Origin of the sequence: Vibrio sp. 1F169 (assembly GCF_041439605.1) — a bacterium.
GTDB classification, from domain to species: Bacteria; Pseudomonadota; Gammaproteobacteria; order Enterobacterales; family Vibrionaceae; genus Vibrio; species Vibrio tasmaniensis_A.
In genome coordinates this window covers 37,434-59,523 of the sequence record NZ_JBGOOI010000027.1, presented here as the reverse complement: position 1 = coordinate 59,523, position 22,090 = coordinate 37,434, and the positions used below count along the sequence as shown (strand labels likewise).

Below are 22,090 nucleotides of genomic sequence, written 5' to 3'. Positions count from 1 at the left end.
AGAGCCAGAGCCAGAGCCAGAGCCAGAGCCAGAGCCAGAGCCAGAGCCAGAGCCACAATTAACGACAAGTCATTATTCAAGCTACGCCGAAATACGCGCTGCAGAATTTGAAGTGCCGAATCTTGAGGATGTTCAGAAACTTCTGAGTCGTTTAGAAGCGACTAATGTTGTCGATGAGCTGAATCTAGATGAGTTGATGGATCGGAACACACAGCAAATTGCTCAGCAGGCAGACATGCAAATGTTTGACGCTGCAGTAGAGTCTGTTCAAGTGTCTGTAGATCCTGAAATTCAAGATTGGGATCTTCCAGAACCTGATTTATCAATTGCTGTAGAGCCACCTGTTGAATCGCAGCAAATTGAAGAGTTACAAGCTGAATCGCTGGAGACGGAGCAAGTAGAAGTTAAGGCTACTGAACCCGATCTTGAATCTCCTCAAATTGAGCCATTTACCGAACTTGAAACTCAAGCTGGTGGAGCCGGTCAGTTTACATCATGGGAAACGACGGCTAGAACTGAAGATTTTCAAGTGCTGTATTTTGATGTGAACGGTGTGACGTTTGCTGTGCCACTTGATGAGCTCGGGGGTATTCATCGCCTCGAAGAGTTAAGTCATATTATTGGCAAACCTGCTTGGTATTTGGGGTTGCAAACTAATCGAGATAGTAAGCTAGACGTGGTTGATACCGCCAAATGGGTGATGCCTGAAAAGCTATTATGTGATGATTATAAAGAAAATTATCAATATATAGTCATGCTTGGCGAAAGCTTGTGGGGGCTTGCGAGCACAGAGCTTAAAGGTACCGAGCTGCTTAATACAGATAAAGTACGCTGGCGAGAAACGGCAGGGAAACGGCCATGGCTCGCTGGTATGGTAAAAGAAAAAATGTGTGCTTTGATCCATGTTGAAGCATTAACCGCCATGCTAAATGCAGGGCTAGACGTAAAAGCATTGGGCTAGTACTACGATTGGTACAATATAAGCATCAAGTTAACAACAGTGGTCGGTAACGACGGCAAGAGGATTATCTATGTCTCATATGAGTGAAGTTGAAGTAAGAAAAGATCAAACAAATGATGAAGTACTTCAATGGGTGACATTTCAACTAGAAGAAGAAACTTACGGCATCAATGTAATGCAAGTACGTGAAGTATTGCGTTACAGCGAGATTGCTCCAGTACCGGGTGCTCCAGACTACGTTTTAGGTATTATCAACCTGCGTGGTAACGTTGTTACTGTTATTGACACTCGTTCTCGTTTTGGTTTGATGCAAGGTGAAATCACTGATAACACGCGCATTATTGTTATTGAGTCTGAGCGTCAAGTTATTGGCATTTTAGTAGATAGCGTTGCTGAAGTTGTTTACCTGCGTTCTTCTGAAATCGACACGACACCAAGTGTTGGTACTGATGAAAGTGCTAAGTTCATCCAAGGTGTTAGTAACCGTGATGGCAAGCTTCTTATCTTAGTCGATCTGAACAAGCTGTTAAGTGAAGACGAATGGGATGAGATGGCTCACCTGTAATGTTTGAAGCGCTTCCTTTAAACCCTATTGCTCTGATAGTCGGAGTTGGGGTTTTTACGTTATTCATCGTGATTTTGATTAGCAAAGTAAAAAGTGCAATTCAAAAGCAGATCGATACGTCACGCCTGCAAGTTCGTAACTTGGATAAAGAGCTTCAAAAATCGAGTAAGCAATTACTTGAAGTTCGCTCTGTTGTGGTTGGCCTTGGTCAAAAAGTGACGGAACAGCAAGATCTGATAAAACACTTGAATGAACGTATTGTTGAGTTGGAACATGCGGACACCGATGGGCGTTTGTATACACGTGCAACTAAAATGGTTCAGCTTGGTGCTGGGATAAACGAACTGATCGAAGAGTGTGAATTACCTAAGGCAGAAGCTGAGCTGATGATGTCTCTGCAGAATAAGCTCGCAGGTAAGGAAAAAATCCCTTCGTTAAGAAGTAATCCTTCATCGTATGATGAACAACCTGCATCCTCTCGTGATCGCAGAGACCCGACTCGACGTCGTTAAATTTAGCGCTTACTGCGTAATGAGCAATTGATGTTCATCACGCACACCTCTTAAAAGAAGCTTCGGCTTCTTTTTTTGTGCCAGTTATACCTATATAGAACGATGTTTATAAGTATTTGTATCTAATGCAATATCTTGTTTGTTGATGAAAATGTGTAAATTGTGATGCGGTGGTAACAGTTTCTTACGGAGTTTGTTCTTTCGAAAACGCCTAGTCCTGTTTTGTCACCTTATTGGTGTGCTACTATAGCCCTCTCATTACTCGACTAAATTTACCTATGCTAGAAGTCTCAAATTTAACTGCTATTCGTGACGACAGGGTTCTGTTTGAATCGTTGTCTTTTCAATTGAAACCCGGTGAGCTGGTTCAAGTTGAAGGTCGTAACGGTACTGGGAAAACGACACTCCTTAGGATTATCACCGGCTTAGGTGATCGTGATGAAGGCACTATCTCTTGGGATGGTGAGTCCATTGAAACGAGTCGAGATGTGTATCACCAAAATTTGCTTTTTCTTGGTCACCAAACTGGCGTAAAACGCGAGCTTAGTGCCTATGAAAACCTGAGCTTCTATCAATCGATTCACAGCAGTGGAACGAGTAAGGAAGAACTTTACAATGCATTGGCTCAAGTCGGCCTTGCTGGTAGAGAAGACGTACCAGCAGGGCAACTTTCGGCGGGTCAACAGCGCCGTGTAGCATTGGCTCGTCTGTGGTTAAGTAAGCAAATGTTATGGATTCTAGACGAACCGCTGACTGCAATAGACAAGCAGGGTGTTAAGGTTTTGGAGTCTCTTTTTTCTCAGCATGCAGATAACGGTGGCATTGTGTTATTAACCACACACCAAGATATGTTTGCTGATAGCCCGAAACTAAGAAAAATAAAGTTGGGTGAGTAATATGATCTCTTCAATGACAACGATCATCCGACGTGAGCTATTGATCGCATTTCGTCGCCAAGCCGATATCTTTAACCCTTTGTGGTTTTTTATTATTGTCATCACCCTTTTCCCATTGAGTATCGGCCCTGAGCCAAACCTACTTGCACGTATTGCTGCAGGTATTGTTTGGGTAGCGGCTTTGCTTTCTGCATTGCTCTCTTTAGAGCGTTTGTTTCGTGATGATTTTCAAGATGGCGCGCTTGAGCAGATGATGTTGATGCCCATCCCGTTGCAGTTGGTAGTCTTGTCCAAGGTCATAGCGCACTGGTTATTGACAGGGTTACCATTAATATTGATCAGTCCGTTGTTGGCGGTACTGCTGTCCTTGGATTTCGATACTTGGTTATCGGTAGTCTTAACGTTATCGGTCGGTACGCCTGCATTAAGCTTTATTGGTGCGATTGGTGTGGCTTTAACGGTTGGGTTACAAAAAGGTGGTGTGCTGTTAAGTCTGCTTATTTTGCCGTTGTATATCCCAATTCTTATATTTGCTACATCAGCGATTGATGCCGCAGCGTTAGGCGTTGCGTATAACGGACAATTAGCGGTGTTAGGGGCAATGTTAATGGGCGCGATGACGCTCACCCCATTTGCCATCAGTGCAGCACTGAGAGTGAGTGTTAACTAGTTAATTACCTGGTTAAGATTAACTACGCACTCACCAGCACTTTGCATGTTCAAAGTGAACTATTTAAAGCCTTCAAACTCCTAGAGTCACTGAAAGAAGCTGTAAGCCAAATAAATTATAATAATTATAGCTGTGATAGCTGTAAGCAATATGAAGTAAGAGTGAGATTACAACATGTGGAAATGGCTCCATCCCTACGCCAAAGCAGAAACCTCTTATCAGCTTGCTGGTAAACTTCTGCCATGGTTTTCGATCCTAGCGCTATTGTGTCTATCCGCCGGTACTGTATGGGGGCTTGCATTTGCCCCTTCTGATTACCAGCAAGGCGATAGCTTCCGAATTATCTATATCCATGTTCCGTCTGCAATTTGGTCTATGGGTGTATACATGTCGATGGCAATTGCCGCCTTTATCGGTTTGGTATGGCAGGTAAGGCTGTCAGACATGGCTGCGTTGGCTATGGCGCCTATCGGTGCTGTATTTACCTTTATTGCGTTACTAACTGGCGCTGTTTGGGGTAAACCAATGTGGGGTGCTTGGTGGGTTTGGGATGCACGTTTAACCTCAGAGCTGATTCTTCTATTCCTATATTTAGGTGTTATTGCACTGCACCATGCGTTTGACGACCAAAAAACCGCAGCAAAAGCAGCCGGTATTTTGGCCATCGTAGGTGTCATCAACCTACCTATCATTCACTTTTCAGTAGAGTGGTGGAACACACTCCACCAAGGCGCAACAATTACTAAGTTTGATAAGCCTTCTATTTCAAGTGACATGCTATGGCCGCTTCTTCTTAACATCTTCGGTTTTGCCTTTTTCTTTGGTGCTGTGACTATGGTTCGTTTTAGAAACGAAATCATCAGTAAAGAGAGTCACCGTCCATGGGTTCGCAAGCTAGCGGCTAATAAAGCGTAGTAGGGTAGGTAATTATGTATTTTGAATCTCTGAGTGATTTCTTTGCCATGGGTGGCTACGCCTCATATGTATGGAGTGCATTTGGAATCACATTCCTCGCGATGATCATTTTACTGGTCGTAAGCGTTCGTCGTGGTAAGCAATTATTAAATGAAGTACAAGCTAAGATTGACCGTCAAGCTCGTATTGATGCAGCAAAAAATATGGAGAACACTCTATGAACCCAAGACGCAAAAAGAGGCTAGGCATTATCTTAGCGATCTTTTTTGGTATCAGTGCAACTGTTGGATTGATGGTTTATGCACTTAACCAGAACATGGATCTGTTCTATACACCAACCGAGCTCGTCAACGGCAAAGATGGTAAAAAACCTGAAGTGGGTCAACGCTTACGTATTGGTGGCATGGTTGTAGTCGGCTCTGTAAGCCGTGACAATGAATCATTGCGTGTTAGCTTCGATTTGGCTGATGTAGGCCCTAAAGTGACGATTCTATATGATGGCATCCTTCCTGATCTTTTCCGTGAAGGCCAAGGTATTGTTGCTCAAGGTGTCCTTAAGGATGCAACGACAATTGAAGCGTTTGAGGTGTTGGCAAAGCACGATGAAGAATATATGCCTTCTGAAGTTGCTGAAGCAATGAAGAAAACTCATGAGCCTTTGCAATACACGACTGAACAAAAAGAAGGAAATGCTCAATGATAGCCGAGATCGGCCATTTTGCGATGATCCTGTCTTTGGGACTTGCACTGCTGCTAAGCGTGCTCCCACTGTATGGAGCCGCTCGAAATAACACATTATTGATGAACAGTGCACGACCGCTGTCGTGGGGTATGTTCGGATTCCTAGCGATTTCGTTCTTTATCTTGTGTTACGCGTTCTACACAAATGATTTTACGATTCAATACGTAGCAAGTAACTCGAATAGCCAACTACCTTGGTACTACCGAATTACCGCGGTTTGGGGGGCTCATGAAGGCTCACTACTGCTTTGGGTTCTAATCCAAGCGGGTTGGACGGTAGCAGTTGCAACGTTTAGTCGTGGTATGCCTCAAGAGTCTGTGGCTCGCGTACTGGCGATTATGGGTTTAATTACTGTCGGCTTCTTGCTGTTCATTATCGTAACGTCTAACCCGTTTTTACGTACATTGCCTTTCTTCCCTGTTGATGGCCGTGACTTGAACCCACTACTGCAAGATCCGGGTTTGATTATTCACCCGCCAATGCTTTACATGGGTTATGTAGGTTTCTCGGTAGCGTTCTCTTTTGCAATCGCTTCTCTAATGAGCGGTCGTTTAGATACGGCATGGGCTCGTTGGTCTCGTCCTTGGACAATCGCTGCTTGGTTATTCCTAACAGTAGGTATCGCACTTGGTTCATGGTGGGCTTACTACGAACTTGGCTGGGGTGGCTGGTGGTTCTGGGATCCAGTAGAAAACGCTTCATTCATGCCTTGGTTAGCTGGTACTGCTCTAATGCACTCACTAGCGGTAACCGAAAAGCGTGGCACATTTAAAGCTTGGACAGTCTTGCTGGCTATCTCTGCATTCTCACTAAGCTTACTAGGTACATTCTTAGTTCGTTCGGGCATCTTGGTATCGGTTCACGCATTCGCGTCGGATCCTGCTCGCGGTATGTTTATTCTAGGTTTCCTAGTCTTTGTTATCGGTGGTTCACTGCTGTTGTTCGCCGTTAAAGGCGCATCGGTTCGTGTTCGCGGTAACTTCGATTTGGTTTCTCGTGAAAACGCACTGCTTGGTAACAACATCTTATTGATTGCTGCGCTTGTCGTTGTGTTAGTCGGTACGCTACTACCATTAGTTCACAAACAGTTAGGCTTGGGTTCGGTATCTATCGGTGCACCATTCTTTGATATGTTGTTCTTCTGGTTAATGATCCCGTTCTCGTTCTTACTTGGTATCGGTCCTCTGATCCGTTGGAAACGTGACAACCTATCTAAGCTCGTTAAACCTATGATGATCTCAGGTGCATTCTCACTGGGCTTAAGTGCGCTAATGGTGACGATGCTGGCTGACCGTTTCAGCGGTACCGCTTTTGCTGGTTGGGTAATGGCATTCTGGATTATCTTCATGCATGGCTTTGAGCTTCATGAACGTGCGACACACCGTCATACATTCCTGAAAGGCCTGACTAAACTACCTCGTAGCCACTGGGCGATGATGTGTGGTCACATTGGTTTGGCCGTGACAGTGATTGGTATTGCGATGGTGCAAAACTACAGCATCGAACGTGACGTGCGCTTAGCACCAGGTGAAAGCTACCAACTTGAAGAGTACAGCTTCCTGTTTACAGGAGTTCGTGACAAAGATGGCCCTAACTACGATGGTTACATTGCTGACTTTGAAATTACCAAAGAAGGCAAATACATCAACACGCTTCACGCTGAAAAACGTTTCTACACAACCGCTAAGTCGATGATGACAGAAGCGGCGATTGATCGTGGCGTAACACGCGACCTTTACATCGCAATGGGTGAGCGTTTAGACGACAATAAATCTTGGGCTGTGCGTATCTACTACAAACCATTTGTACGTTGGATCTGGGCTGGTTCTCTGATTATGTCGATTGGTGGTGTTATTGCTATCAGTGACCGTCGTTACCGCTTCCGTAAGCCAACGAAAAAGTCTACTAAAGAGCAGGAGGCTTAATTCGAATGAACAAGAAGATTTTATTCATTCCATTGATTGCGTTCATGGTTCTAGCTGGAATCTTTGCGACTCAATTGATGCGTAACCAGTCGGGTGATGACCCGACTAAACTTGAATCGGTATTGATTGGTAAGCCAGTACCTGAGTTCGGTTTAGAAGACTTAGAGCAACCGGGTAAGTTCCATGATCAAGCTATCTTTAAAGGTGAGCCACTGCTTCTAAACGTGTGGGCGACTTGGTGTCCTACTTGTTATGCAGAGCACTCTTACTTGAATAAGTTAGCGGGTCAAGGCGTTAAGATTATTGGCCTTAACTACAAAGATGATCGCAATAAAGCGGTAGGTTGGTTAAAAGAGCTGGGCAATCCATACTTGATCAGCCTGTTCGATGGTAACGGCATGCTAGGTCTTGACCTTGGTGTGTATGGCGCTCCAGAGACTTTCCTCATTGATGCTAACGGCGTAGTTCGTTATCGCCATGTTGGTGACGTGAACCCAACTAACTGGGCATCGACGCTTGAGCCGATGTACCAAGAGTTGTTGGAGGAAGCGAAATGATTAAGAAGACACTGATTGCTCTATTCGCTACATTTGCTATTTCGGCGACTGTTTCTGCTGCGCCTATCGAATTTCATGAATTTGATACCGTTGATCAAGAGCAGCAGTTCAAAGAGCTAAGCAACACGCTGCGTTGCCCTAAATGTCAGAACAACACCATTGGTGATTCGAACGCAGAGCTTGCGGTTGATTTACGCCAAAAAGTGTATGAAATGACAAAAGATGGCAAGTCGAAGCAAGACATCATTGATTACATGATTGCTCGCTACGGTAACTTTGTTACTTACAACCCACCACTCACATTAGCCACATCAATCCTTTGGGTTGGTCCGTTTGCGGTAGTCGTGTTTGGTTTCGGTTTGATCATTTTACGAAGCCGAAAGTCAAAGTCGAAAGCAGTAGAGTCAGATAAAGACTGGGATGCAGACAAAGAAGCTCGTTTAAAAGCGTTACTCGATGAAGAGAACGACGGAGATAAGAAGTAATGACTCTATTTTGGATTTCTACCATTATCCTTTCGCTAGCAGCTATTTTCTTAATTGTTCTGCCCTTCATAAATAAGAAGGCGAACAATGATGAAATGCTTCGCGACGAGTTGAACAAAGCATTCTATAAAGATCGTCTCGTTGAGCTCGAAGTAGAAGCAGAAGAAGGCCTTGTTGATAACCAACAAGAGCTGATCGCTGATTTGAAACAGTCTCTACTTGATGATGTACCTGCGCAGAAAGAGATGAAGAAGACCCAAATCTCAACATTGGGCGTCGTAGTACCATCTATTGTCCTAGTCGTGGTTGTTACATATGGTATGTACTTTCAGTTTGGTGCTCTGGATAAAGTCCAACACTGGCAAGAAGTAAGTTCAAACCTTCCTGAGTTGTCTAAAAAGCTAATGTCATCGGAAGGTGGTGCATTAACGGATGATGAACTAGAAGATTTGACTCTGGCACTTCGTACTCGTCTGCACTATCAACCAAAAGATTCGACAGGTTGGTTACTATTGGGTCGTATTGCATTGGCTAACCGTGACGCTGAAACTGCGAAAGATTCGATGCAAAGAGCTTACAAGCTTGAGCCAAAGAATGAAGATGTTCAGCTAGGTTATGCACAAGCATTGATGCTTTCACCTGATGATGCGGATCAAAACCAAGCACGTTTAATTTTGAGCCGTTTGATTCAAAACGACTATGTTGATCTTCGTGTGTTCTCGTTGCTAGCGTTTGATGCGTTTGAGCGTCAAGACTACCCAGGTGCTGTTAAGTACTGGAGCATCATGCAACAGATGATTGGTCCACAAGACAGTCGCTATGAAATGTTGTCGCGCAGTATTGAAAGTGCACAGAAGAAAATGGGCAATGCTATGGGCGTTGACCAAGGTAAAACTGTTGCTGTAACGCTTGAATTATCTGGTGATGTGAATGCTGCCCCTAGTTCAGTGTTAGTTGTATCAGTGCACAGAGCTGACGGCTCACCAATGCCGATTGCTGCGGCTCGTTATCCGCTAGGAACTTTCCCTCGTACTGTCGTTCTTGATGATGGCAACAGCATGTTGGAAGGGCAGAAGCTGTCCAGCCTTGAAACTCTAATGGTTAGAGCTAGGCTTGATACAGATGGTAACGTTTCAACTCGAGACGGTGATTGGTACGGTGAAAGTGAAGTGGTTGAACTGGGTGCCCCAGTTACCATTGATATCAATAAGCAATATTAATCATTACTTTGCATAGGTGTTAGCTATTCCGATTTATTAAAAAACGGTATAGACTTACGCAACCAATTGAGGCCAGCGATTGCTGGCCTTTTTTATTATTCCTTATGGAAAAGGTGATATGTCTATCAGTGTTTTAAGACTTTCGAGTTTACTCTTCATCGCAAGCTTAACGGTAGGTTGTTCGAGCGTACCAGATGAAAGCAATGGCGGTGATAATTTCGAAACCTCTGAATATGTCGAAGAGTCCCATCCGAACGACCCTTTTGAAGGTTTCAACCGAGCGATGTGGGATATCAACTACGAGTATCTCGACCCTTATTTGGTTCGACCTGTTTCTCTTGCCTATGTTGACTATACCCCTGTACCAATTCGCTCTGGTATTTCCAATTTTTTAGCCAACTTAGATGAGCCATCAAGTATGCTCAATAATCTCATTATGGGTAATGGTGGGAAAGCGCTCGATCATTTCAATCGTTTTTGGATTAACTCTACCTTTGGTCTTCTTGGTCTGATTGATATTGCTAGCGAAGCGGGGATCACCAAATATGACGAAAAGTCGTTTTCTGATGCGATTGGTCATTATGGGGTAGGGAATGGACCGTATTTTATGCTGCCGGGATATGGCCCTGTGACGACCCGACAAGTAACAGAGCAAGTGGATAGCTTATATGTACCTTTGTCTCTGTTTACCTTTTGGGCAAAGTTAGGGAAGTGGGCCTTTGAAGGTATGGAAACACGTGCTCAGTTGGCCTCGCAAGAAGCCTTATTAGATGACTCTCCAGATCCATATGCTTTGACTCGTGATATTTACATCCAACGTCAAGATTTTAAAGCTGAGATCGAGCCAGAAGAGGTTGATCTTGAGGAAGAAGATTTCATTGATGAGTATCTCGAAGATTACTAGAGACAAAGCTTAGATAAGCAGATAAGAGAAAGGCTCGATGTTAATTCAACATCGAGCCTTTTTAATGCTTTCTACTTTTCTACTTTTCTACCTTTCGGTAAGAAGGTAAGTAGATAATTAGGTAACCAGTCTAGAAGCGGTAGTTAGCTTGGATACCGACTAACCAGATGCTGCCTGTCACTTCGCCTTCGAAGCTACCACCAAAGTAATCTGCTTTTGGATCTTTTTCATGCATTTTCGCGTCTTTCGCTAGAATGTAAGTGAAGCCAGCATCCAGAGTTAGCTGCTCAGACCATTGGTAGCCCGCACCAATACTTAACCAAGTGCGGTCTGTTTCTGGGATCGTCGCAGTACGGTGTTCTTCGCTTACCGCTGAAGTATCGTAGGCAATACCAGAACGCAGTGCTAGTTTAGGTGTCATTTGGTAAGTCGTACCGATTGCAAAACGGTAGTTGTCTTCCCAGTTCTCTTGCTTGATCTCTACGCTTTTCTCGCCAGGGAAATCAGCAACAAGTTCTTTAAAGCTGCTCCAGTTCGTCCAGTTAATACTTGCGTGAACCGCTACAGTGTCTGTCAGCTGGTGGAAGCTAGCAAGTTCAGCTGTTGCCGGAAGAGCGAGGTCCATTGAACCACTTTTGTGTGCTTCTGGTTTTGTTGGGTTGAAACCAAAGCCTTTCGCATAGCCTTCTAAAGTCAGGTCAACTTCTGATTTGTAGGTAAAGCCAAGGCGGTTGTCTTCATTAATGTCCCAAGCGGTACCAACTTGCCAACCCCATGCTGTATCATCACCTTCCATGTATTTCAGAGTTGTTCCCACAGGTAAAGTAGAAGCAGCAGTCGCACCAAAGCTACCTTCAGCCATGATGTAACGTACACCACCACCAATAGAAACACTCTCTAGCACTTGGTATGCAGCATTCAGGTTCAGCTCCATAGTAGTCACACTTGCTTCGTTACCATGGTTTGCACCGCCGAAGTCTTTACCTAGGTCCGTTGCCATACCGTAGTTTGTGCCTGCAGCAAAACCCAACGCAAATTTTTCGTTGTACTTATGAGAAGCATAAAAGTTTGGAATAAAAGCACTGTGCGCGAAGTCACTAGAGTTTGATGCTGTTGTACCACTGCGAGTTGTAGAAGTCCCTTCAATATCAATATTTGGGTCAACGTAGATACCACCAACAGAAACCTGTGTGCCTTCTAGGTAAGTCAGCATAGCAGGGTTACGCCATTGCGCGTCTGCACCGTCAGCCATTGCTGCTTCACCAGCGTAAGCACGGCCTAAGCCTGTTGCTGAGTATTCTGCTAGTTGAAAACCTGCCGCGTTAGTTACGGTAGAAGTCGAAAGTAATCCAACTGCCACTGCAGCAGATAGAAGAGTTTTATTCATTTTCATTATTATGTTCACTGAATCATAAGTATTTAGTGGCGTGATTCTACTTTTAGAGTTATTACTTTAAAAATGAAATCCGAATAAAACAGTGTTTTAGGGATTAAATGAGCAAATGTGTTTAATTATTAGAGAAATCATCTAAATGTTTCGGCTGTGTTGCGAAGTTTGAGCGTACACCTGTAGCTGTATATTTGCTCTGCAGGCTACAGTTGTAAGCTTAAATTTAGGTTGGTCAGTGGTTTAGGAAAACAAAAAAGGGTCGCACAATGCGACCCTTTGGGATTATAGCTAACTTTATATTAGAAGCTGCGGCTGTACTGAAGACCTAATAGGATTGCATCAGCATGTGTCGTCGCTGTTAGTGGCGTACCTGAAGAGGTTTCTGAAACCTTCACATCGTCACCTAACAAGTATGTAAAGCCGAAGTCTACGTTTGAAGCGGTATCAATGTGGTAAGTGAAACCAGCAGAGAACCACTGACGGTCTGAATCCGGAACAGAGATAGATGTCAGTTCGTCTTGCGCACTGGTGTCATACATGTAACCGGTACGTAGTGTCCACGTATCGTTTAGGTAGTAAGTACCACCAATTGCGTAGTGCCAACCATCTTGCCATTTGTATTCTTTATTGTAGCTACCATTTGCCCCACCAACTGGTGATGTTGCTAGATCTAAGTTTCTAAATTCGATCTGGTCGAAGTCACCCCAGCCGATCCATTGTACAGAGTAGTGAACTGCGAACTTAGTATCTTCAATTTTGTGGAAACCAGAGAATTCAGCGATGTCTGGTAGTGGTAGCGTGATTTCTTGGCCCTTGTCATCTTTAGCGGTGATTTCAGGGCTATAACGGTACGCTAGACCAAAACGGTTGTTTTCATCTAGCTCATAAACAGTACCAACGTTAAAGCCAACAGCCCAACCATCAGCTTTGTCGACGTTTAATAAAGAGGTGCCTGCCGGTGGAATTCCCTTAGATGGATTTCCTTTACCAAAACCAGCACCAGCGGTACGTTTCATCGTACCTTGACCATAAATAAGGTCTAAACCTGCACCGAAGCTCCATTGGTCGTCTAGTCGGTAAGAACCTGCAAGACCAAAGTTGACGCTCTTAACATCCGTTAAGCCACCGTATTCAGCTGCCGGGTAGTTGTCGTCAAACTCTGTTTTAGTACCGAAGTTTGAGTAGGCATTGATACCCCAAGCAAATTTATCATTTACTGGAACGATTAAGTGGATGTTAGGCGCGATAGATGTATCACCTACATCATCAGTATTATTTACTGGCACTTGACCACCAACGTAGTTAACGTCGTTGACTTCAATCATTGAAGTGATGCTTTCAAAACCAAGAGATAGCTCAGTTTTATCAAATAGTGCCATTGCTGCAGGGTTACGTGCCATTACTGACGCGTTATCTGCGATTACTGCATCACCAGCAAAAGCACGGCCGATGCCGGTTGCTGATTGTGCGTTAAGTTGGAAACCTGCTGCCATCGCTTGCGAAGATGCCAGTGTGATTGTTACTGCTAAAAGAGACTTTTTAAACAGACGCGTGTTGTTGGTAGTCATTCATTTATTCCTTTATATATCCGCCTCTACAGGGCGATTAATTTGAGCAATTGCTCAATGTTGGCTGATCCTATTCGGAAGTATACGATATACAAATCCGACCATTGGAAATTTTGAGGGTAAAATTATGGAAATGACGCCTATCTGGCACGAAAATGGAGAGAAATGCTGTTTTTTAGAGTTTTAACTCTAGAGGTATTGGTGTGGTGAATGGTTTTGCGATTTATTGATAAATAAAGCCCAGCAATATCAGTGGTATACTTGCTGGGCCTTTTGTTACGGGGCTTTGAGAGCAAATTAGCTCATTGGTTTGATCATTTTTGTCAGCTTTTCGGCGATTTTAGAGACATCCTCGCCATCTTCCCCTACAAGGATCAAACTGCTGCCATCGATCGGTGTTACCGAGCCTGACATGCCTTTTTCATCAAAGTCGATAGACTTGTCAGTCGGAATGCCAGTTAAAAACAGCGTGACTTTGCCTTTTTCGCCTTGGAAAACCATGTGCATTGCGTTGGATTTGCCAAAACCACAGTGGTTCAGGTAATAGACGTGGTAAGGGAAGGCTTCATCAAACTGAAAAGCAAACGGGTTCATTTTTGCATTGATTTGTTGAGATGATACATTTTCATCAAGTGCACTAACGAAGCTCTTTTCATCAACAACATGTTTCATTGCAGTATCCGCCAAGCTTGCTTGAACTGGAGATACCAACGCGTTGCCCCAGTTGACTTGACCAACCAATAAACCTGCAACGAATGCCACAGAAGCAGCCATTGCCATCGCTCGTCGAGCAAACGTAGGCCTTACTACTTTGCTCTCTTCGCTTGAGGTCTGATTGAATAGGATACGATCTGCCAGATCGTCTGGCACATCCACATTCAATGCTGAATGGATCTGTTTATCAAGCGATAGTACATCGTCTAAGAAATTACTATTGGCTTCACTATTCGCTGCTGCATCAATAATATCTTGTGTACGTTGCTTAGGTTCCGACAATACACGACGACGAAATTCCAAATCATCCATTATGTTGCCCCCTCTCTGCCTCTTCTGTATCCAGCATCTCTTTCAACTGATTTCGAGCTCTGAATAAACGTGTCATCACCGTGTTTTTGTTGAGGTCGAGAATATCCGCGATCTCATCACCACTAAAACCACCAATCACTTGTAAGAAGAGGGGTTCACGGTAATCGATTTCAAGTTTCATGATCTGAGCTTGCAACCACAGGTGTTGATGATGTGGGTCATCGCTGACACTTGCATCGTTACCATGATCGTCGATATCAACCAGATCAAACTGTTTGCGTTCAAAACGTCGAGCGTTCTCGCGTCGCAAGATGGTGATCAGCCAAGATTTAGCGGCTTTTTCATCTTGTAAGCTATCGAGTGACTTCCATGCACGAAGGCAAGTCTCTTGTACTAAATCTTCGGCAATGCTTTTGTCTTTACATAGCCAATAGGCGTAGCGAAAGAGGTCACGATGATAGGCACGAACGAGTGCTTCGTACTTTCTTTGTTTGTCCATATCAGAGTTGACCGGACGCTTGGCTGTTTTCTTTCCAAACATTTTTATTATTGACACACGAGCCTCCATAATTGCTCTGCGTATAGCTGTCCTCTATACGTTGTGCTTCGTTTTTATATTCTGTTTCGTTTTTAGGGCTAACGATCGGCAGGAAACCGTAAAATCACATTAAAATTGATCTACTTCAAAATTTAAGCCCTCGAAAACGCTATAGTACACCTTGTCGTCTAGTTAGTCATTCGTGGCTAGCATGTTGAGCAAGACGACACTTCCTTTTGAAGGCTGACTTTACTTTCTCCTAATCAGGAAACTGATTATTTCAATTGGCGTTAAGTTAATTGCTTTATATACATTCCGACCACACAGTTTTGTGTGGTTTTTTTTTGCCTTAAGAAAAACATCCCTTACATAGCGATAACAGCTTTGCTTGCAATAGTTTAGTATCTTACGACAACCTTTCCCTCAAAAAGGTTCGCCTGAATGTTCAGTTAGATTTTTAAGCAGTGGGATACTCGTATCACGTTTATTTAAACGCCTGTTTGATTTAATTAACAACTTGTTTACAATGCTTCAGGTCAGACCTCTTAACCTTAAGGAGAAACCATGGGCAAACAGGAAGTCAAAACGCGTTCTGGAGAACGTGTTGCCGTTGTCGCTGGACTACGAACCCCATTCGCTCGTCAGAGCACAGAATTTAGCCAAGTGCCTGCGGTTGACCTAGGCAAAATGGTGGTGAGCGAAATGCTTGCAAGAACTGATGTCGATCCTGCGCTTATCGAACAAGTCGTGTTCGGCCAAGTAGTGCAAATGCCAGAAGCACCGAACATTGCACGTGAAATCGTGCTGGGTACAGGTATGGACATTAATACTGATGCCTACAGTGTGACGCGAGCATGTGCGACTAGCTTCCAAGCTGCAGTCAACGTGACCGAGAGCATTATGGCTGGCACGATTGATGTTGGTATTGCGGGCGGCGCGGATTCTTCTTCTGTATTGCCAATCGGTGTTTCGAAAAAGTTAGCGGCGAACTTATTAGCACTGAGTAAAACGAAAACCATAGGTCAAAAACTGAAGATTCTTAAAACATTTTCAGTCAAAGATTTGATGCCAGTACCACCAGCAGTCGCAGAATACTCGACAGGTTTGTCTATGGGACAAACTGCTGAGCAGATGGCTAAGACACATGGTATTACTCGCGAAGCTCAAGATGCACTTGCTCACCGTTCTCACTCTTTGGCTTCTCAAGCATGGAAAGAAGGCAAGATTAAAGACGAAGTGATGACGGCATTCCCCGCGCCTTATAAAAAGTACCTAGCAGAAGACAACAACATTCGCCACGACTCGACGGTTGAAGGTTACGCTAAATTGCGCCCTGCATTCGACAGACAATACGGCAGTGTAACGGCAGCCAATGCCACGCCTCTTACCGATGGCGGTGCCGCAGTGATGTTGATGCGCGAAGGAAAAGCGAAAGAGCTAGGCTTAGAAGTGCTTGGTTACATTCGTGGTTACGCGTTCTCAGCGATTGGTGTTGAAACGGATATGCTGATGGGGCCGACGTACGCGACCTCTCAAGTATTGAAGAACACAGGACTAGAATTATCAGACCTAACACTTATCGAGATGCATGAAGCGTTTGCAGCTCAAGTTCTGGCTAACGTCAAAATGTTCGCAAGCGATGAATTTGCTCAGAAGAATCTTGGCCGTGACAAAGCGATCGGTGAGATTGATATGGAGAAGTTCAACGTGTTGGGTAGCTCAATTGCTTACGGACACCCGTTTGCAGCGACTGGCGCGCGTATGATGACTCAGACACTGCGTGAACTTAAACGTCGTGGTGGTGGCCTAGCATTGAATACTGCTTGTGCGGCTGGTGGCTTAGGTGCAGCAATGATCTTGGAGGTGGAATAATGTCTACGACTCTTGATGTGAAAAAAGAAAAGAAAGCAGTCAAAAAAACGGATTCAAAGCCAGTGACTGTATCTAAAAGTGATAAGACGGTTTCAAACGATGAAGCCGTAAAACCGGCGACCGCGTTTTCTTTAACTATCGATGACCAAGATATTGCATGGCTTGCGATCGATGTACCAAACGAAAAAATGAACACGCTACAAGCGGCGTTTGCCGAAGAAATGAAAGCAATCTTCGAGCAACTCAAAGAAAAGCAAAGCCGAGTTAAAGGCTTAATCGTTCATTCATTGAAGCCAGATAATTTTATCGCTGGCGCTGACGTACGAATGCTTGATGCTTGCAAGACAGCAGATGAAGCGCAATCTCTTGCTCGTCAGGGGCAGGAGATGTTCCAAGCTCTTTCTGATTTGCCTTATCCTGTTGTTGCCGCGATTCACGGGCCATGTTTAGGTGGTGGCTTAGAGCTGGCACTATCGTGTGATTACCGCGTATGTACTGATTCAGATAAGACTCGCTTAGGTCTGCCAGAAGTTCAGCTTGGTCTGTTACCCGGCTCTGGTGGTACGCAACGTCTTCCTCGTCTTATCGGTTTACTGCCTTCTCTTGACCTTATTCTTACGGGTAAGCAACTGCGCGCTAAAAAAGCGAAATCGCTAGGTGTCGTGGATGCTTGTGTGCCAGAAACTATCTTGCTGGAAGTTGCTAAGAGCTTTGTTGAAAAGAATTCAGGCGGGAAAAAAGGTAAGCGCTTGGCGTCTAAAAGCCAAGCTTCGGCCAAAGAAAAAATAATTTCACGTACGGGTCTTGGTCGCAAGGTTATTTTTGAACAGGCTTCAAAGAAGACCAATCAGAAAACACGCGGCAATTACCCTGCCGCTGATGCGATTCTTGATGTGATTCGTTATGGCTTAGAGAACGGCTTTGATAAAGGTCTTCAGTACGAAGCGAAGCGTTTCTCTGAATTGGTGATGACCGCAGAATCCAAAGCCCTTCGTTCGATTTTCTTTGCCACCACTGAAATGAAAAAAGAACATGGCGCAGACGCAGAACCAAAAGCGGTTAAGCGTGTTGGTGTACTGGGCGGTGGTCTTATGGGCGCTGGTATCAGCCACGTCAGTGTTGCTAAAGCGAAAGTACCGGTTCGTATTAAAGATGTGTCTAATGAAGGTGTGCTCAATGCGCTTAACTACAACTACAAGTTGTTCGATAAGCAGCGTAAACGTCGTATTCTGAGCCGAGCTGGCCTTGAAAGTAAGATGCTTCAGCTTTCTGGTGGTATCGACTTTACAAGCTTTAACCATACTGATGTTGTGATTGAAGCGGTATTTGAAGATCTCGGCCTTAAGCAATCAATGGTTGCAGACATTGAAGCCAATGCTAAGTCAGAGACTATCTTTGCGACCAACACGTCTTCACTGCCAATCCACAAAATTGCAGAGAAAGCGCAGCGACCAGAAAACGTGGTTGGTCTTCACTACTTCAGCCCGGCAGAAAAAATGCCGCTAGTAGAAGTCATCCCTCATGAAACAACGTCAGAAGAGACGATTTCGACGGTGGTGGCATTAGCGAAGAAGCAAGGTAAAACGCCGATTGTTGTTAAAGATACGGCTGGCTTCTATGTGAACCGTATTCTTGCTCCATACATGAATGAAGCGGCGCATCTGTTATTGGCAAATGAGCCGATTGAAAAGCTCGACAGCACATTGTTGGACTTCGGTTTCCCGGTTGGCCCAATTACTTTGTTAGACGAGGTGGGTGTTGATATTGGTGCGAAGATCATCCCGATTCTGGTTAATGAATTAGGCGAGCGTTTCCAAGGTCCTGATGTGTTCGACATTCTTTTGAATGACAACCGTAAAGGCCGTAAGAGTGGCAAAGGTTTCTACACTTACAAAGGTAAAAAGAAGGAAGTCGATAAGTCAGTATACAAACTGCTTAAGCTGCAACCTGAACCTAAGCTAAGCGATAACGACATCGCAATGCGTTGTGTGTTACCGATGCTCAACGAAGCGGTTCGTTGTTTGGATGATGGCATTATCCGTAGCCCGCGAGATGGCGATATTGGTGCTATTTTCGGTATCGGCTTCCCGCCATTCCTAGGTGGTCCGTTCCGTTATATGGATCAAATTGGTATTAAGTCACTGGTAGAGATGATGAATGATTTCGCTAAGAAGTACGGTGATCGTTTTGCGCCATGCGATGGCCTACTGACACGTGCTGGGTTGGATGAGTCTTTCTACAAGTAACGCTTTTTATTAGTAATTTTCTAGCACTTTGATTATAAAGCTCGTATCAAGCAATTGATGCGGGCTTCATTTTTATGGGAGTATGCAAAAGAAAGGAGATTCCCGATTCAGTCGTTCCTCCTTCTCGGGAATGACGATTGAGATTTAAAAAGTAAGTTATTGTGTTGATTAGGAAGATGGTCAACACACCTCAATTAAAACTACCGTCATCTCCTAAAGCGACGAAGGAGCGTAATAGGAGATCTGCTCTTGTGCTGCACCCAATAAAAAAGGTTGATGCTTTCACATCAACCTTCTGATCTTTTTAATAAGAACGACTAACCAAGCTCACAGTCTTTAGGGCGCAGCTGAAACTCATCAATTGAGCCAATCTCAACACCTGCCGACAACTTCTCTTCTTCATTATGAGCATTGCCGTGCGCATGCATAATCAGACGATTCGCTGTACGAGGTTTTAGTTGGCTAACCACAAAGCGCATCATGTCTGAGCGAGTTAGACCTTTGAGCTCTTCTAACACACGATCCCTCTGATTGAATTCCAAATCCTTATTGCCTATCGCAACCCATAAGCGTTGAGCACGACCACGCAAGGTGGTATCTGGCGTTGAAATTTGATTCCAAAGACCGCGTTTACTGCTGTGCCATTGATAGTCATTAAGCTCTAGCAATACCATGTAAAAGGCATTGAGGAACTCGTCTATTGAAGCCAACAGATCTGCTGGGGCTGCATTAGGCGATTGCACATACAACACAATACCTGGGTGTCGGTTCAATGGCATATTACCAGTGCCGACCATATAACCTAGCTGCTGCTTAGTACGAATCTCGTGGAAGAAAGTGGCTGACATCAAGTGGTTTGCCAATGAATACAGTGCAATATTTGTAGGTGATATATCTGAACATTGGTAGTAAACCACGATGGCTGAATCATCTTGATTACACACCACTTCGCGTTGGAAACTACCGTTATCACCCAGCATGATTAAAGGGCGCAGTGACTCTTCGTAAGCCTGGTCTTGAACACGCAATGCATCTTTTAGCGTTTCAGCCATCTTGTTCGCATCGGCTTTTTTCCAGTCACCATACACAAACATTTCGACATGCAGTTCAGCCAAAATAGCTTGAACAAAAGAAGAAAGCTCGTCGACTTCTATTGTTTCCAGCGCTTCAATTAAAACGGAATAGGGCGGGTTATTTGGCTGTAAGATTCCCGTCATCGCATTGAATAGCTGCGAGATAGGACGGTCTTGCGATGCGTTATTCCAGTTTCTGAGCAATTGATGCTTAATCGTTTCGAATCGTGTTGAACTAAAGTCGCGTGCTTGGAAACGTTCAAGAATCATATTGAGCAGCTGTGGCTGTTTCTCGCTAAATCCAGATAGAGTAAGTGTGACACCACCTTGATGGGTATACATGTTGTAGCCCATGCCAGCAATCTCAGCTTGATACGTATCTTTTTCAAGCGAGTCTAAGAACATCTCTACACACAAGCGTGTTTTAACGATGTTTCTCGGGGTGGCAACTGAGTGTGGGCTATCTATAGCGATATACACCACACCTTTTGGCACTCGAAATTGATGGTCTTGGAGGTGCCATAACTTAAAGCCGTCCAGCTCTTCTAACAGTTGTGGGTGCTTAGCGTCACCTTCGAGCTCTGCAGGGCCTAAGTCGTAGCAAATAAACGGGTTTTTGCTTGGAAGCTCAAACTGCCAGCCGGGGTTGATGCATGTGAAGCATTGAATTTGCTCAGCGCTAAATGGTGTGAGCGAATAGGGCGTAAAGTACCATTTCGCTTCTCTGTCATATTCGAACCCTTGAGCAACAATGGTGACCCGCATGTTGTCGACGGTTAAATAAGGAAGCAGAGAACGTTGTAACTCTTCGTCGAAATGCGACATTTTGTAATCGCCATACACCACATCTTGCTCTTGGTAATGTTGCATGTTGATAACGAGATGGCTGACGACATCAAGTGGTCTTGAGGGTTCTTGAAAGCGGAAGGCTGATTCCAAAACAGCCCGTTTTTCGAGGTAACGCCACTCTTCAATACCTTGTTGTTCAATCAATTTGATGTACTGGAATACGGCTTGGATGATGTTATCTGTTTTGGTCAAACCCTCGATAGTCAATGAGCAACTGACCGTAAAATCACGATAGTTACTGCCACTTGCGCCGCCACCTGCGGAGAGGGAAGTAATCCAGCCTTTCTCTTTGAGTTGCATCATCAAACTGCCTTCGCCTTCGTAACCGATAAGGTGTGCAAAGAACGACAGTGGTTTAATACCGTAGTGTTCATCCATGCTTGGCATTGGGAAGGTTAAGATAAGTTTGCGCACTTCTTTGATCGGTTTAACGTGTACTTGTACACCCGTGCTTAATTCGCCAACAATCGGTACTTCAACCTTCTTGCCTTGTAGGTTGTGATTGGTGATCGTGCTAAAGCGATCCTCAACCCAACTTTGCATCTCGTCTAATGATTGATTGCCAGACAGTGTCAATGTCATTAAGTCAGCAGAGTACTGCTGCTGGTGGAAAGCCAAGATCTCTTGTCGAATCGTCTCGCCGTTTCGGTCACCCAACGTATCGATATTACCGACAGAAAACTTCGAGAATGGGTGACAGTGATTTACCAATTCTTTGGTCACTTGGTACAAGCGTCGCGAGTCGTCGTTGAGTTTCATTTTATACTCTGAATCAACGGCTTGGCGTTCTTTGTCTAAGGCTTCTTCGTTGAACAGGGGGGCGGTAAAAAATTGGCTGAAGCGATCGAGTGCATTTTCAAAGGCATTCAATTCAACATCAAAAAAGAAGCAGGTGTGCTCTGTTCCTGTCCAAGCGTTGTTGCTACCGCCATGTTGGCTGATAAAACTTTGGAACTCTCCGACCTTTGGATACTTTTCAGTTCCCAAAAATAGCATATGCTCTAAGTAGTGAGCTAAACCCTCTCGGTCTGTAGGGTCATCAAAATGCCCGACATTAACGGCGAGTGCGGCTGCAGCTTTTTGAGCGTTCTGATCGTGAACTAACAGTACTCTCAACCCGTTATCCAATGTTACGTAACGGTATTGATGTTCATCATTAGGGCTTAAATGCACAGA

General features: G+C 44.4%; 20 protein-coding genes. 15 read left to right on the top strand and 5 right to left on the bottom strand.

Annotated features, from left to right (window positions below; translation table 11 throughout):
• The 13 genes from ACED53_RS12375 to ACED53_RS12315 form a co-directional block, all read left to right on the top strand.
• A partial coding sequence (locus ACED53_RS12375; RefSeq protein WP_371692852.1) for a chemotaxis protein CheW occupies positions 1–961 on the top strand: 961 nt, incomplete at its 5' end.
• A 70-nt stretch (positions 962–1,031) separates the two neighbouring features.
• Complete coding sequence (locus tag ACED53_RS12370; RefSeq protein WP_009848530.1) at positions 1,032–1,526, top strand: chemotaxis protein CheW; 495 nt, start codon at positions 1,032–1,034, stop codon at positions 1,524–1,526.
• Positions 1,526–2,038, top strand: a complete 513-nt coding sequence (locus ACED53_RS12365) for a DUF2802 domain-containing protein (RefSeq protein ID WP_009848529.1) — start codon at positions 1,526–1,528, stop codon at positions 2,036–2,038. The genes ACED53_RS12370 and ACED53_RS12365 overlap by 1 nt, the downstream gene beginning before the upstream one ends.
• Before the next feature lie 278 nt (positions 2,039–2,316).
• The gene (gene ccmA / locus ACED53_RS12360; protein ID WP_012603450.1) at positions 2,317–2,934 is read left to right on the top strand and encodes a cytochrome c biogenesis heme-transporting ATPase CcmA; all 618 of its coding nucleotides are present in this window, start codon (positions 2,317–2,319) and stop codon (positions 2,932–2,934) included.
• A gap of 1 nt (position 2,935) precedes the next feature.
• Positions 2,936–3,604 carry a heme exporter protein CcmB gene (ccmB, locus tag ACED53_RS12355; protein ID WP_009848527.1) on the top strand — a complete coding sequence of 223 codons (669 nt, stop codon included), beginning with the start codon at positions 2,936–2,938 and terminating at the stop codon, positions 3,602–3,604.
• Positions 3,605–3,778: 174 nt separating this feature from the next.
• Positions 3,779–4,519 carry a heme ABC transporter permease gene (locus tag ACED53_RS12350; protein WP_009848526.1) on the top strand — a complete coding sequence of 247 codons (741 nt, stop codon included), beginning with the start codon at positions 3,779–3,781 and terminating at the stop codon, positions 4,517–4,519.
• Positions 4,520–4,533: 14 nt separating this feature from the next.
• Positions 4,534–4,740, top strand: coding sequence for a heme exporter protein CcmD (gene ccmD / locus ACED53_RS12345; RefSeq protein ID WP_009848525.1), 207 nt, complete (start codon positions 4,534–4,536; stop codon positions 4,738–4,740).
• Positions 4,737–5,219 carry a cytochrome c maturation protein CcmE gene (gene ccmE, locus ACED53_RS12340; protein WP_009848524.1) on the top strand — a complete coding sequence of 161 codons (483 nt, stop codon included), beginning with the start codon at positions 4,737–4,739 and terminating at the stop codon, positions 5,217–5,219. Before ccmD ends, ccmE begins: the two co-directional genes overlap by 4 nt.
• The gene (locus ACED53_RS12335) at positions 5,216–7,186 is read left to right on the top strand and encodes a heme lyase CcmF/NrfE family subunit (RefSeq protein WP_017101970.1); all 1,971 of its coding nucleotides are present in this window, start codon (positions 5,216–5,218) and stop codon (positions 7,184–7,186) included. The genes ccmE and ACED53_RS12335 overlap by 4 nt, the downstream gene beginning before the upstream one ends.
• 5 nt (positions 7,187–7,191) lie before the next feature.
• Positions 7,192–7,743, top strand: coding sequence for a DsbE family thiol:disulfide interchange protein (locus tag ACED53_RS12330; RefSeq protein ID WP_009848522.1), 552 nt, complete (start codon positions 7,192–7,194; stop codon positions 7,741–7,743).
• Positions 7,740–8,228, top strand: a complete 489-nt coding sequence (locus ACED53_RS12325; protein ID WP_009848521.1) for a cytochrome c-type biogenesis protein — start codon at positions 7,740–7,742, stop codon at positions 8,226–8,228. Before ACED53_RS12330 ends, ACED53_RS12325 begins: the two co-directional genes overlap by 4 nt.
• Positions 8,228–9,448: a c-type cytochrome biogenesis protein CcmI gene (gene ccmI / locus ACED53_RS12320; RefSeq protein ID WP_012603452.1), complete on the top strand. Its 1,221-nt coding sequence runs from the start codon at positions 8,228–8,230 to the stop codon at positions 9,446–9,448. The genes ACED53_RS12325 and ccmI overlap by 1 nt, the downstream gene beginning before the upstream one ends.
• Positions 9,449–9,566: 118 nt before the next feature.
• Positions 9,567–10,352, top strand: coding sequence for a VacJ family lipoprotein (locus tag ACED53_RS12315; protein WP_012603453.1), 786 nt, complete (start codon positions 9,567–9,569; stop codon positions 10,350–10,352).
• A 130-nt stretch (positions 10,353–10,482) separates the two neighbouring features.
• On the opposite strand, the gene ACED53_RS12310 is transcribed toward ACED53_RS12315, so the two are convergent.
• The 4 genes from ACED53_RS12310 to ACED53_RS12295 form a co-directional block, all read right to left on the bottom strand.
• Complete coding sequence (locus ACED53_RS12310) at positions 10,483–11,745, bottom strand: outer membrane protein transport protein (RefSeq protein WP_029225615.1); 1,263 nt, start codon at positions 11,743–11,745, stop codon at positions 10,483–10,485.
• Between the two features lie 296 nt (positions 11,746–12,041).
• The gene (locus tag ACED53_RS12305; RefSeq protein ID WP_009848517.1) at positions 12,042–13,310 is read right to left on the bottom strand and encodes an outer membrane protein transport protein; all 1,269 of its coding nucleotides are present in this window, start codon (positions 13,308–13,310) and stop codon (positions 12,042–12,044) included.
• Positions 13,311–13,607: 297 nt separating this feature from the next.
• Positions 13,608–14,336 carry a DUF3379 domain-containing protein gene (locus ACED53_RS12300; RefSeq protein ID WP_017101972.1) on the bottom strand — a complete coding sequence of 243 codons (729 nt, stop codon included), beginning with the start codon at positions 14,334–14,336 and terminating at the stop codon, positions 13,608–13,610.
• Positions 14,329–14,877, bottom strand: a complete 549-nt coding sequence (locus ACED53_RS12295) for a sigma-70 family RNA polymerase sigma factor (protein WP_004736042.1) — start codon at positions 14,875–14,877, stop codon at positions 14,329–14,331. Before ACED53_RS12295 ends, ACED53_RS12300 begins: the two co-directional genes overlap by 8 nt.
• Before the next feature lie 561 nt (positions 14,878–15,438).
• Here ACED53_RS12295 and fadI point away from each other — a divergent pair.
• Both fadI and fadJ read left to right on the top strand, forming a co-directional pair.
• Entirely contained in the window at positions 15,439–16,746 is a 1,308-nt protein-coding gene (gene fadI, locus ACED53_RS12290; protein WP_009848514.1) for an acetyl-CoA C-acyltransferase FadI, read from the top strand.
• The gene (fadJ, locus tag ACED53_RS12285) at positions 16,746–18,992 is read left to right on the top strand and encodes a fatty acid oxidation complex subunit alpha FadJ (RefSeq protein WP_017101973.1); all 2,247 of its coding nucleotides are present in this window, start codon (positions 16,746–16,748) and stop codon (positions 18,990–18,992) included. Before fadI ends, fadJ begins: the two co-directional genes overlap by 1 nt.
• A gap of 317 nt (positions 18,993–19,309) precedes the next feature.
• On the opposite strand, the gene ACED53_RS12280 is transcribed toward fadJ, so the two are convergent.
• Complete coding sequence (locus tag ACED53_RS12280) at positions 19,310–22,087, bottom strand: insulinase family protein (protein ID WP_017101974.1); 2,778 nt, start codon at positions 22,085–22,087, stop codon at positions 19,310–19,312.
• Positions 22,088–22,090 lie beyond the last annotated feature (3 nt).